This window comes from Acinetobacter sp. TTH0-4 (assembly GCF_015602665.1).
In the GTDB taxonomy this organism is placed as follows: domain Bacteria; phylum Pseudomonadota; class Gammaproteobacteria; order Pseudomonadales; family Moraxellaceae; genus Acinetobacter; species Acinetobacter albensis.
Window position 1 is genome coordinate 303,416 of the sequence record NZ_CP059079.1, and the last position, 13,340, is coordinate 316,755.

General features: G+C 37.7%; 14 protein-coding genes. 8 read left to right on the plus strand and 6 right to left on the minus strand.

Annotated features, from left to right (window positions below; genetic code table 11):
* Positions 1–29: 29 nt before the first annotated feature.
* The 3 genes from H0S58_RS01390 (at position 30) to H0S58_RS01400 (ending at position 4,153) form a co-directional block, all read left to right on the plus strand.
* A complete protein-coding gene (locus H0S58_RS01390) occupies positions 30–1,703 on the plus strand; it encodes a PglL family O-oligosaccharyltransferase (protein ID WP_227592249.1) in 1,674 nt (557 codons plus the stop codon).
* 4 nt (positions 1,704–1,707) lie between these two features.
* A complete protein-coding gene (gene tfpZ, locus H0S58_RS01395) occupies positions 1,708–2,436 on the plus strand; it encodes a TfpX/TfpZ family type IV pilin accessory protein (RefSeq protein ID WP_195726939.1) in 729 nt (242 codons plus the stop codon).
* Positions 2,437–2,506: 70 nt separating this feature from the next.
* Positions 2,507–4,153 (plus strand): PglL family O-oligosaccharyltransferase, encoded by a 1,647-nt coding sequence (locus H0S58_RS01400; protein ID WP_195726940.1) that lies wholly within the window; start codon positions 2,507–2,509, stop codon positions 4,151–4,153.
* A gap of 64 nt (positions 4,154–4,217) precedes the next feature.
* Here the strand turns inward: H0S58_RS01400 and bfr are convergent, their stop codons facing one another.
* The 6 genes from bfr to gmk form a co-directional block, all read right to left on the minus strand.
* On the minus strand, positions 4,218–4,682 hold the full coding sequence (bfr, locus tag H0S58_RS01405; protein WP_053579434.1) for a heteropolymeric bacterioferritin subunit Bfr: 465 nt from the start codon (positions 4,680–4,682) through the stop codon (positions 4,218–4,220).
* Positions 4,683–5,002: 320 nt separating this feature from the next.
* Entirely contained in the window at positions 5,003–5,197 is a 195-nt protein-coding gene (locus H0S58_RS01410; protein WP_053579435.1) for a bacterioferritin-associated ferredoxin, read from the minus strand.
* A gap of 354 nt (positions 5,198–5,551) precedes the next feature.
* A complete protein-coding gene (locus H0S58_RS01415; RefSeq protein ID WP_092718725.1) occupies positions 5,552–5,938 on the minus strand; it encodes a RidA family protein in 387 nt (128 codons plus the stop codon).
* A gap of 60 nt (positions 5,939–5,998) precedes the next feature.
* Entirely contained in the window at positions 5,999–8,104 is a 2,106-nt protein-coding gene (locus H0S58_RS01420; protein ID WP_195726941.1) for a RelA/SpoT family protein, read from the minus strand.
* Positions 8,105–8,336: 232 nt separating this feature from the next.
* On the minus strand, positions 8,337–8,618 hold the full coding sequence (rpoZ, locus tag H0S58_RS01425; protein ID WP_053579438.1) for a DNA-directed RNA polymerase subunit omega: 282 nt from the start codon (positions 8,616–8,618) through the stop codon (positions 8,337–8,339).
* Positions 8,619–8,694: 76 nt separating this feature from the next.
* Positions 8,695–9,318, minus strand: coding sequence for a guanylate kinase (gene gmk, locus H0S58_RS01430; protein WP_092718719.1), 624 nt, complete (start codon positions 9,316–9,318; stop codon positions 8,695–8,697).
* Positions 9,319–9,452: 134 nt separating this feature from the next.
* Between gmk and ispH the strand changes: the two genes are divergently transcribed.
* The 5 genes from ispH (at position 9,453) to H0S58_RS01455 (ending at position 13,331) form a co-directional block, all read left to right on the plus strand.
* Positions 9,453–10,403, plus strand: a complete 951-nt coding sequence (gene ispH, locus H0S58_RS01435) for a 4-hydroxy-3-methylbut-2-enyl diphosphate reductase (protein ID WP_195726942.1) — start codon at positions 9,453–9,455, stop codon at positions 10,401–10,403.
* A 144-nt stretch (positions 10,404–10,547) separates the two neighbouring features.
* The gene (locus H0S58_RS01440) at positions 10,548–11,048 is read left to right on the plus strand and encodes a GspH/FimT family pseudopilin (protein ID WP_195726943.1); all 501 of its coding nucleotides are present in this window, start codon (positions 10,548–10,550) and stop codon (positions 11,046–11,048) included.
* Entirely contained in the window at positions 11,045–11,554 is a 510-nt protein-coding gene (gene pilV, locus H0S58_RS01445; RefSeq protein ID WP_195726944.1) for a type IV pilus modification protein PilV, read from the plus strand. Before H0S58_RS01440 ends, pilV begins: the two co-directional genes overlap by 4 nt.
* Positions 11,554–12,522 (plus strand): PilW family protein, encoded by a 969-nt coding sequence (locus H0S58_RS01450; protein WP_195726945.1) that lies wholly within the window; start codon positions 11,554–11,556, stop codon positions 12,520–12,522. Before pilV ends, H0S58_RS01450 begins: the two co-directional genes overlap by 1 nt.
* Positions 12,522–13,331 carry a hypothetical protein gene (locus tag H0S58_RS01455; protein ID WP_195726946.1) on the plus strand — a complete coding sequence of 270 codons (810 nt, stop codon included), beginning with the start codon at positions 12,522–12,524 and terminating at the stop codon, positions 13,329–13,331. Before H0S58_RS01450 ends, H0S58_RS01455 begins: the two co-directional genes overlap by 1 nt.
* Positions 13,332–13,340: the final 9 nt, after the last annotated feature.

A 13,340-nucleotide genomic window follows, 5' to 3' on the forward strand; every position in this document is an offset into this window, starting at 1 on the left:
CACCTCATTTTTTTATTTAAAAGTTAAAAATGATGAAATATTTTATTGTTGTTGCATTGAGTTTTTTAAATTTAGCATGGTTGTTGCCCAATCATTATGAACCTTGGGTAACATCACATAGTGACTTTTGTGCTTTTATGGCTTTGGTTGTTATGATAGGTGTAGTGGTTTATTCTTTAAAAGAAATTAAAATACCTGTCAAAATTTTACCATTACTCTTCATCTCATTTATTCCGATTGTACAATATATATTTGGCCTGATTTTTTTTGCAGGGGATGCTTTCATTGCGGCAATCTATGTATTCAGTTTTTTTTGTGCCGTAATAGGTGGTTATAATCTGTCACAACACGGAAAAAATAATCCCAAAATATATTTGGTTTTATTCAGCAGTATTTTATTTTCCAGTTTAGTTAGTGTATTTATAGCACTTATACAATGGTTGCTTCAGTCGAATGGACAAGTTTGGTTTGCCGATTTTCCACTGAACGCTAGACCATTTGCTAATTTTGCTCAACCCAATACATTAGCAACATTTCTCATCATGGGATTAATTTCATTATTATATTTATTTGAAAAACAAAAATTAAATGTTATTAGTTCAAGTTTAATGGCTTTATTGATTATTTTTGGTATCGCTTTAACACAATCACGAACTTCTTGGATCTTTGCACTCTGTTTTGTCGTTTGGTGGTTATGGAAAACTTCGACATTTCAACCTAGAACAAGCAAAAAGTATTTATTTTTGTTTGTTAGTTTTTATATATTATCTATTTTAACTTTACCGACTCTTTCAGAGTTTATAGGTGTCAATAATACCAGTAATGTTTTCACTCGAGCTAGTACAGGTTTAGAGCGTTTAGAAATGTGGCAACAAATGCTGATTGCGATTCAAAACCAACCTTGGTTTGGTTATGGGTGGAATCAGGTGAGTGTGGCCCAAGTAGCGACAACGTTGGAATTTCCAGTAACAGGATGGACGGAACATTCGCATAATTTTATTTTAGACTTATTTGTTTGGAATGGTATTCCGATTGGGATAGCTATTATTGTATTTTTGATTTACTGGTTTTATCAATTATATCAGTTAGCTAATAATATAGAAGTTGTAATTGCACTTTCAATAGTTGGGGCAGTTTTAGTCCATGCAATGTTTGAATATCCTCTAGATTATGCATTTTTTCTATTACCTCTCGGATTTATTATCGGTTTAATTCAAGCGAAAGATCAAAATACTAAAGTATTAAAATTTTCAAGGCTTTATACTGGTAGCGCACTCGTCATTTCGATTATTTTATATGTTTGGATTTTTATAGAATATCGCACCATTGAAAAGGATATGCAATTAGCACGATTTGAGGCATTGAATATAGGCGAATTACATGCAAAACATGCAGCGCCCAATATTGTACTTTTAACACAACTTAGAGAAAAAATTCGCTTCATGCGAACGCAACCTAAAAAAAATATGTCAGATGAACAAATATTATGGTTGCATCATATTAGTTATCGATATCCAACAATACCTGCATTATTACGATATGCTCAAGCACTGGCACTTAATAATAATTTGGCATTAGCCAAAGACCAGTTATTGATTATTGAAAATTTACATGGTCTAAAATTGAATGAAGCTAGACTTTATAATATTGATCAGTCACTTTCCTTTGCATGGGAAAATAATAAAATAGACTTAAAGGAATAAATTTGTGTCAAATCGCTTAAAATTCTTCCTTAGCCATTTATCTATTTCTATTCTCATTGCTTTATTTGTGATGGGACTGGTATTTTTTATATGGTATCCCACACCATTGGCAAAAGCTGTTGGTGTTACGCAGATATTCCTAATGATGCTGGCCATTGATGTGATTGTCGGGCCACTTTTGGGGCTATTTGTTTATAAAAAAGGCAAGAAAAGTCTGAAATTTGATTTAATCGTCATTATTGCGATTCAAATTTCTGCATTGCTGTATGGGATATATAGTATTGAGCAGGGTCGTCCTGCGTGGATTGTGTTTAATGTAGATCGCTTTGAGCTAGTACGAAAAAATGAAATTGTGGATCAAAATATAAATCAGGCTAAACCCCAATTTCAACAGGTATCTTGGTTTAGACCCCAGTTTGTAGCTATGCAATTTGCTAATAATACCCAGCAACACAATGACGATATGTTTGCTGAAGTCTTAGGCGGAATCTCATTGGCTCAACGTCCAGAACGCTATGTCAATTTTGCAGAGGCCAAAGCACAATTACAAAAACGTGCACAATCACTCGAATTATTACAGCAATACAATGATAAAGCTGTGGTAAAAAATATCTTAGCAAAATACCCACAAGCCACAGCATTTTTACCTATGAAAGCCAGTGCTGTAGATATGACGGTATTGATCAATAAGCAAGGTGAAGTGGCTAAAATCGTCGATTTAAGACCGTGGTAGTAAACTAAAAATACTGCGCTAAAACGTAATTTTCACTATCATAGCGCCAGTCTATTTTGTCGCTTTAAATATGAAATTTTTTCTATTGCTTCTCGCCAGTGTTTTTATCGGATTGGCTTGGCTTTTACCCATTCATTACCGTCCTTGGGTCACCTATACAGGCGAATTGTTTGCTTTTTTATCGCTCTTTGCCTTGGCTGCATTGTATTTAAGAGACAAAATAAAGCTGCCGATGATGAGCTTGCCTTTATTATTTTTGGCAGGTGTGCCACTTGTACAATATTTTTTTGGGACCTTATTCTTCTTCGATAAAGCTTTGCTCAGTAGCTTATTCGTTTTAGGCTTCTGGTTCAGCATGGTGATTGGCTACAATCTTTCGATACAACCCATAGAGCGTAAACAGGTCTTTACTGGTTTCAGTCAAGTATTACTATTAACGGGAGCGACTACAGCATTTATTGCAATCTGTCAGTGGTTAACCCTAGACGCCTATATTCCAGGTATGGTGAATATGCAACATGCAGTTCGTCCCTATGCCAACTTTGCCCAACCGAATAATATGGCGACTTTTTTAGTCATGTCACTCATGGCTTGTCTTTACTTATATGAAACTCAAAAACTTAAAACATGGACACTTAGCCTTTGTGCCATCGTGATTATTTTTGCGATTGCTTTAAGTCAGTCACGTACTTCATGGGTAGCTTGCTTATGTATTCTGCTTTATGGCGCATATCAGCAACACAAAGGTTTTATTCGCTTAAAGTGGTTTTATAGCTTGGCTTGGGTGGGAGTATTTATTGTATTTATTTTATTACTTCCTTTGGCTACACAGTTGATTGCACAACTCACTGATGCAAATATTGCCCAAACCAAAGATGTGATTGCACGTGCGACAGGGGATATGTCACGTTTAGCCATTTGGGAGCAAATGTTACATGCGATTGCTGACCGACCTTGGTTTGGCTATGGCTGGAATCAAACCAGTGTTGCTTATGCTTTGGTGAGTGAACATTTTCAAGGGCCGGTTTGGATTCGCAGCGCCCATAATTTTATTATCGATTTTGTGCTTTGGAATGGCTTAATCATAGCGCTTCCATTTCTTGCGTATTTTGGCTATTGGGGCTATCAACTGCATAAACAGATCAATTCAGTTGAATCTGTCATTGGTATTTTAATGATCGGTGCGGTACTTGTGCACGCCATGTTGGAATTTCCACAATACTATGCCTATTTCTTACTACCTGTCGGTTTTATATTGGGCTTGGTTCAATCACAAAATATAAACACCAAGGCGCTGACTTTATCACCGAATTTTATGCGTGTTGGCTATGCAGGAGCTGTTCTACTCTGTATTTTGATTGTGCGTGATTATACAGTCATGGTACCTAAATTGAATCAGTCGATGCGTTATGAAAATACACCCGAAAAAATAACCAACCAAGATCAAGTTTATCTGTTGGAAGAGTTTAACCGACGAATTGCATGGATTCGTATGAATCCTTACAGCAAGGCTAATCATCAGCAATTGCAAGAGATTCAAGAAATGGTGTTAAATTATCCGACACAATATGATGTGGTTAAATACGCCAAAATACTGGCTTTTAATGGATATGAAGCTGAAGCACGTCATCAACTGGAGTTACTTAAAAAAATACGTAAAGTTGATTATGATTATGCCTCTTTAGCACAATCAAATACTGAAAATGAAAAAGATTAAAAAGAACAGGGAATAACAAAAAGCCAGTCGAATAGACTGGCTTTTCACTCTTTATTAAACGATATTAAATTTGGCTTTGAATATAATTTTCCAGACCCACTTTTTCAACCAGATCGAGTTGAGTTGTCGTCCAGTCCCAATATTCTTCCTCTTTTTCCAAAATCTCTTGCATCAAATCACGGGTAACATAATCCAATTCTTGTTCTGCAATACTGACCGCCTGTTGTAAGGTTTCAATATTTTCTTTGACTTTACGTACATCACAATGCAGTACTTCAATGGTATGTTGCCCAATATACAACTTACCTAAATGTTGAAGATTCGGTAAACCTTCTAAAAATAGAATACGTTCAATAATTTTATCCGCATGCTTCATTTGATGAATAGATTCTTTATATTCTGCTGAACCCAATTGCTCAATTCCCCAATCATTAAACATACGCGAATGCAGGAAATACTGATTAATGGCGGTTAAATGGTGATAAAGCACCTGATTTAACTGATTAATTACATCACGGTTGCCTTTCATACCCAATACTCCATTTCATCTTTTCTTTCAGCCTATATAAATATTCAGGCGCTCAAAAACATCATTCTTTCAATGATATTAAACAACTCCCCGCAGAATGGCGAGTAATTTATGGAACGGCAAATGAAAATCGCAATCAAGAACAATTAAAGGTTGAGTGAGGATGGGTAAAAATAAAAAACCCGCTTAGAGTCATAAGCGGGGGAGGAGTGATCTTTCGATCATCAAAACTTGAACAACAAATATATAAAAACTAAGGAGTATCTAAATAAAATTAAAATAATGAAAAATACAGTCGAAAGAGTGGCGAAAATTAAACGTTATGCAGCAATTGAGATACGGGCAGCAATCTCTGAGAGTTCATCACTGATGATTGCGCGTGCTTCAGGTACACAGCGACCACAACAAGTCCCTAAGTCAAGTAAGTCGCGAACTTCGCGATAGCTTTCAGCACCATTTTCTACAGCATCTTTAATATCTTGATCTGTAATACCACGACATAAACAAACGTACATTTCGTCTCGCCACAAGAGTGAAATAGGATAAGTAATATTATTGATAATTATTATCGTTTGTCAATGAAATTCATTTAAAAAAGGATGAATCATGATTGGGTTTTTGAATAAAAAAACAGCAATTTATTGGGTATATGTAATTTTATTTTATAAGTAATTAATTTTTATAAATTTATTTAAAATCAAAAATAAAGGTATTGAGGAGGGAAAATGATCATTTTTATTGAAGAAGATGTGTATCAATATTGATGACAATGTTGCAGAATTTTTATTCTATAAAAAAGCTGACTTTGACTCAACAAAATCAGCTTAAATAAGTTGTCTTCATACTTTTTGAAAAGTGAGTGCCATTACTTATTGAGAGTTGATAATGACAATACCATCCATTTCAACCAAAGCATCTTTAGGTAAACTTGCAACGCCTAAAGCTGCACGTGCAGGATAAGGTTGTGCAAAGTATTCCCCCATAATTTGATTAACCAGTTGGAAATGAGAGAGGTCAGTCAGAAAAATATTTAACTTGGCGATATCTGCCAAAGAACCGCCTGCTGCTTCGCAAACTGCTTTTAAATTATCAAATACACGACGAATTTGAGCTTCAATTCCTTCAACCAATTCCATACTGTACGGATCTAAACCGATTTGACCTGAAAGATACAGTGTATTCTCGACTAAAATCGCTTGAGAATACGTACCAATTGCTGCAGGTGCATTTTCCGTATGAATGACTTGGCGGGACATTGATTTCTCCTTAAATGGGCATGAGGCATGATAGCGCAAATAAAAGTGATGATGCCAAATTTAACTGGCTTTAGACGTCTCAGAAATATTGATGGGTTGACCCAGGCGGGCAATACGCGGAAAACCAAAATGCATACGTAAATCACGAATAATTTGAGCAATTTGTTTGCGGTTATGAACCACAATATTTACGTAGGTTTTTCCGTCATGATTGTGCACCATTTCTACCCCAGTTTTTTCTTTACGGCATTGGTAAATCAGGTCGGAAATTTGCTCGTCGTTCATTGACAGGTCAATACTTAAATATGCATTGAAGCTAATATCTTCAATATCTTCAGAACTCCATTGTAACGGCATAATATTTTCTGGATGCAAATGCTGTTCATGCAAAAGATTATGACAACGTGCACGATGTACAATCAAACCGCGACGTGATAAATGACCTTGGATTGGATCACCCAATACAGGGTTACAACAATGTGCATATTTAACATCCACCCCTTCAGTGCCTTGAATTAAACGGGTAGAGAATTGAATTTCGATATTTTGGTCATGTGCAAATAAATGATTCGCGACCAACTGGGGCAGTAAATCACCGACAGCAATTTGTTCAAATAATTGTTCTTTGGTTTCGACATGTCGCCATTGCAGGATATCAATCCAATCTGCTTCAGTTAAATCTTTACTGGAGCGATTAAACAGTTTAAGGGCACGATTTAAGGCTTGTTGTCCCACCAATTGTTGTTCTTCAATATCTTGTTCACGCAAAATATTTTGCAAGGCTCGGCGTGCCTTTTGAGTATTCACAAAACTAAGCCAATCTGGATTAGGCGTTGCTAAAACATCAGTAATAATTTCAACTACTTGTCCACTTACTAATGGTGTGGAAAGTGGTTTGGTTTCTCCATTTATCTTTGCACCCACCGCATGATTACCTAAAAAGAGACTGGCAGAATAGGCAAAATCGACTGCTGTAGCGCCTTGAGGTAGCTCGTGTAAATGACCGTGAGGCGTATAGACCCAGATTTTTTCTTGATGTAAATAATCGAGTAAATCACTGAATGTGGTTTTTGCACATGCCCCATCAATGAGTACATTTAAATTTTGCATTGAGGCCTGAATGGCAGAGCGACAGGCTTGTGGCGCATTTTCACCCAAAACCACTCCGAAGCGCGCAGCTTTACGCATTAACTCGGTTTGTAGAGTTAAAGATAAAGTCGTTTTTTCGCCTTTTAAGCGCATCATTAAAGATTGATTACCACCCGGTAGGGGGCGGCGAATATGATCTTCATAATGTAAAATTTGAAAATTTTCACGTAGAATTTCAGCTAGTCGATCACAGTCAGCAATGCTGTGCAAGATAATTTCAAAGGCATGGCTATGAGTAAGTTCTTGTAAGTTAATGTCATTTTTAACAAAATGACGCAGTAACTCAATATTGTTGTTTTTCTTTTTAATTCGACCCGATATTTGATGTTGTTGTAATAGGTCGGTTAGATTTTTTTCCCACAAACTTTGATAATCACAGCGTTTCGGTTTGGTTTGCAATAAGGCTTCTTGGATATTGTTATACATATCGAGATCAAGATTTTGATAACACAGGTGCTCTAGATTGTCGGCCATTTCATTCATGCCGACAATTCGTGCCATCGGTACAAATATATCAAAAGTTTCTTGCGCAATACGTCTGCGTTTATCTGGGCGTAACGACCCCAAAGTCGTCATATTATGATAGCGATCTGCGAGTTTAATGATGATGACACGTGGGTCTTGTAGGGTTGCTTGTAAAATTTTTCGGAATGAAGCGGCCTTGTTATATTCTTTATCACTTGAATGGCTGAGTTTCGTCACACCATCTACCAGTTCTGCAACAGTGTGTCCAAAATTTTTGCTTATATCGTCTTTATTGAATTCGGTGTCTTCAATCACATCGTGTAAAAGTGCTGCCATCAATGTTTCGGCATCCAAACGCATATGGGAAAGTATACTGCTTACTGCAATAGGGTGCAGAATATAAGGTTCACCACTTTTACGTGTTACGCCATCATGCGCAATATCTGCATAATCGCAAGCCATAAGTACACGCTCGACTTCGCTTACACTGAGATAAGCATCGATAATAATTTTGAGCTGCTGTCTGGCTTGGCTGACCTGTGGGCCTGGCATATAACACCTTTTACTACTGAATTAACGACAATTTAAACCGTTTAGCCTTGCATAAAAAATATGACACGATGTGTATATTTTTTATTCATGAGGCAAAAGAGGGTATAGAGATCGAAGGTTATCCTCTTCTATGCGATCTTTCATCTTATGTTATAACGGTTATTGAACAAATATAAAAGTTATCCAATAAAAAAGCCTAGTTAAAAACTAGGCTTTTTGAAGATTTTTTTTCTTATTGAAAAGAAAAGCCATCTAAATTTAAATTATTTGCAGAAAGAGCAAGATCAAGACTAGATGTTTGATAGTCTTGATCGCGTTGTTTCAAGATGTCTTTAGACACATGACCCATTGCAATTTCACGTAAAGCGACTACGGTTGGTTTATCGTTATCCCACTCTACAGTCGGTTCGATACCTTGACGTGCCAATTGACGCGCGCGCTTGCTTGCCACTAGTACAAGCTCAAAGCGGTTGTCTACATGGTCTAAACAATCTTCAACGGTTACGCGTGCCATAAGAATTCTCGTTTGAATAGTAAATCTGAACAGACTGGGCAGTATAAAAGGCTTTGTCCGAAGACTCAAGTTTTAATCACTCTTCATCAAGTGTTATTAATTTTTGAATGAGTTCACCATGACGCGCAGCCTGTTGCGATAACACTAAGCGATTGGCAATAATGACACATTCTAAATCATGTAAGGCTTTATTAAAGTCATCATTAATAATCAGATATTCAAAATTAAGATAATGCTGCATATCTTCAACTGCACAACCTAAACGGTGTTCAATCACTTCAACTGAATCTGTCCCCCGATTGGACAAGCGTTGACGTAAATCATATTGGCTCGGTGGCAAAATAAAAATTTGTTTCGATTCAGGAAAAAGTTTGCGTACTTGTTCGGCACCTTGCCAGTCTATTTCAAGTAATACATCATGACCTTTGGCCAGTTGTTGTTTAACGGTGGCTTGCGCTGTGCCGTAATAGTTACCGAAGACTTCGGCATATTCAATAAATCCGTCTTGTTTAACGAGCGTGAGAAAATCTTCTTTTTGTGAAAAGTGATAATGCACACCGTCGAGTTCACCAGGACGTTGACCACGAGTTGTATGAGAAACAGAAACATGTAAATTATTCACACGCTCAAGTAGGGCTTTAACGAGAGATGTTTTGCCTGTTCCCGATGCAGCAGAAACGACAAACAAGAGACCCGACATGATATTTTTCCTGATATGATAAAATATCTTCTCTATTTTAGAGTAGAGCATCATCAAACTAAAGAGCTGATCGTAGTTTGTTTGCATTTATTTCAAAATATTCAATTTAAATTCAAGTGAGCATTGAGGGTCCTATGGAAATTGTATTGGCCAATCCACGTGGTTTTTGTGCAGGTGTCGACCGAGCAATTGCGATCGTTAATCGAGCACTTGAGTGTTTTCATCCACCTATTTATGTCCGCCATGAGGTGGTACATAACAAATTTGTCGTAGATGATTTACGTCAGCGTGGCGCAATTTTTGTGGATGAGCTAGATGAAGTACCAGACGATAATATTGTTATTTTTAGCGCGCATGGGGTGTCTAAAGCGGTACAAATTGAGGCGGAGCGTCGTGGATTAAAAGTATTTGATGCGACCTGTCCTTTAGTGACGAAAGTTCATATTGAAGTGACCAAATATGCACGTGAAGGAATCGAGGCGATTCTCATTGGACATGAAGGCCATCCAGAAGTTGAAGGCACGATGGGGCAATATGACCTGAAAAAGGGTGGCTCTATTTACTTGGTTGAAGATGAAGAGGATGTTGCACAGCTTCAAGTGATAAATCCTGAAAAAGTCGCATTTGTGACTCAAACAACCTTATCCATTGATGATACTGCCAAAGTCATTGATGCCTTGCGAGCCAAATTTCCACACATTCAGGGGCCGCGTAAAGATGACATTTGCTATGCGACCCAAAACCGCCAAGATGCAGTTCGAGATTTGGCGATTCAATGTGATGTCGTGTTAGTGGTCGGTTCTCCGAACTCGTCTAACTCAAATCGTTTGCGTGAGCTTGCTGAGCGTATGGGTAAACAAGCGTATTTGGTTGATAACGCAGAGCAGCTTGATCAAAACTGGTTTACTGAAAACACGAAAATTGGGGTAACTGCAGGGGCATCTGCACCTGAAATTTTAATTAAACAGGTGATTCAGCGTTTACAGGATTGGGGCGCTCATGCACCAGAAGAACTAGAAGGATGCGAAGAAAATATTACTTTTAGTTTGCCAAAAGAGTTAAGAATACAAATTACAGAAGTTTAAATTCAAGTCGCATACTTTAAACAGACAACTGCTTTTCAGTTGTCTGTTTTTTTATGCCATTTATCTATGTTGTATTGGTTTTGTAAAAAAATAAGTTATGATTTTAAATAGGGTAATTTTTTATTATCCCGCCTAGGAGGGTGTATGCAGCAAATAAAAATAAATCATGGTTTTACCTTAATAGAGTTAATGGTGACCATTGCTGTGATGGCGATTATTGCGACGATGGCTGCACCTTCTTTTGGGAATTTATTGATTAAAGAGAATCTTAAAACCACGGCTTTTAATATGCGGGATACTTTAAAAGAGGCCCGCAGCAGGGCATTGCTGAATCGTACATCTACTGTAGTGTGCACATCGCTGAGCAAGTCTGCATCTGTTGTTACTCAAGATGGATGCGGTGCAAATTTGACAAACTATGCAACGACTATGTCGGCTTCGCTAAAAAAAGATAGTGTCTTTGTGGTAAGTGTTGAAAAAAAAATAAATGTTAAAAGTACGTCGAGCGACAGTTTTCTGTTTTCTGCTCAAGGAAATTTAACGGCTGCACAAACAATAACTTTTTGCTCTTCTGCTGGATCATATATTTTAACGGTTGGTATCCCTGGAACAGTTGAAATTACACAAGGGGGAGTTTGCTCATGATTGGTGTTTTCGGCCAAAAAGGCGTTGGGTTGATGGAAGTTCTGGTTGCGATGTTAATCCTTGCTATCGCAATTCTGGGTTATGCGGCGCTGCAAGTCAGAGCAACAGCAGCGACAGAAGAATCAATTAAAAGGGCTGATGCGCTTATTTTATTGAATGGACTTGCAGAAAAAGTAAGGCTAAATCCGACAGGTGTTTACAAGGCAGCTGTACCTAATTCTTTGCCTAACTGTGATAGCGGCTGTAATACGGCGAATCAGGCGCTTTATGACTTAAAACAATACAGTGATGTTGCGGTATCAAAAGGGATGAAACTTGGAGTAATGAATTGTTTAAATACTTCGGCAAGTCAGGAGCGATTATGTTTAATCGCGGCTTGGGGGGAAACTCAGCCAATTACTGATGCTAAAGCTACTCCAGATGCTCCCGCAGTTCAAAATGCATGTTTAAAAACAGATGGAAAATATGCAGATGATTCTAGTTGCTTGGTGCTGGAGGCATATTAATGAAAACATTTAAACAGGCTGGTTTTACGCTAATAGAATTAATGATTGCAATCACATTGGGCCTGATATTGGTTGCTGTGGCAATTCAAATGCTTGTCAGTGGACAGCAAAACTATCGGATTCAATCCTCCGCCGCATCTTTGCAGGATAGCGGTTTATTTGGGATTAATTACGTCACTAAGAATATCCGTTTAGCAAACCATGGCAATGCCAGCATCATTAATGATGCATCATTGTATGGTGGTATTGTGTTAAGCAATCAAACAAGCAGCACGACTCCTCCTGCAGATGGCAATTTAAAAGGTTTGAAAATTGGAACTGCCTTGCTGACGGGTAATAACTTAGTATCAGCAAGTGTGAATAATGACAGTGCATTTAGTACTTATCCAAAAAGTGATCAACTGGTTATTATGTATCAAGCGCCGATGAATACCTTTACATGTGACGGTAAAAATTTAAAAGGGCCAGTAAAAACCAGTACAAATTATGCCAAAGGCTGGTATGTCATAGAGCGCTATTACATTAGTAAAGATACTGCTAAAAGTGAAGCAAATCTGAAGTGCTCATCAAGTATGTTTATTGCAGATGGCGAAACTGTTCCACAGAATTACGAGTCTCAAACTATTAATGCGGTAAATACACTGACAACAAACTATGCTGCGAATGCTGGCGAAATTATTGCAAAAAATATTGAGTATGTGCGAGTGCAATTGGTTGTTCGCAATACTGATGGTACTACACGTACTTTAGGTGTGAATGACTATAAAGCAATTACTACATTGCCGCGCCCAGCGGTAATTGGGGTGAATTTAGGCTGGCTTGTACGTTCCTCAGAAAAAGTTGCAATGGCTGAAAAAACAGAATTCAAAGTTTTAGATCAGACGATTACTGCCGCTAAAGACGGTTATATGCGTCAAGTTTACACCACAACAATTGCGATCCGTAATGGTGGATTGGGGGATATCTAATGATAAGTCATTCAAAACACCAACAGGGTGTAACCCTAATTACAGTATTGATTTTACTGATATTAATCACAGTTGTTGGCTTGTACGCTATCCGCAATAGTATTTTTAGCTTAAAGCTGGCGACGAATGCTCAGGTGCAAACTTTATTAATGCAGACTTCTGACGTTGCATTGGATCATTTAGAAAAAAACTTTAATGCCAATGAGAGCGCAAATTTAGCGGGTACACCAATTGGGCAAGTTTTATTAGATGGCAACCAAGGTAAGGAGCTGCAGTTTTGTTTTAAACCAACAGAAATAGAAAGCAGTGCGGCTAAAAATAATATGTTTTTTAATCTTGGCGATTTTCGGATTATTGAGCGAGCTTCAGCGACTGCTGCTACAGGTGTAAGTGCTGCGCTTTCTGGAGATATTGATGCGGTTTGTAATCCAGCAACAATGTTTTCTATCAGCCGTAAGGCGATTGTGACGCAGGTTTCTGTTGTTAATCCAGATGATCCTGCAGTGGAAATGCGTAAATTTGAATTGACCAATAAAAATACAGATTTAAAGGCCGATGTAGATACCAAACGTATTCGTGTGGTTGCGACATCGTTTGCTCCTGCTATGGCGCCGTCTGTAACCTTAACAGAAATGAATACGTGTTTGAGCGGGCGTGTAATGGATGATTTGCTATTGAAGAACCGTGCAAATAGTTCTACAGGCCAAGTTAAGGTAGAGACTTTGTATGAATGCCTAAATCAGTTGGGTGTACCGCTGAATACGCAAGTCGCAGAATATATCGTCCGCTTAACTGAAACAAAAAGTTAACACTGGAAG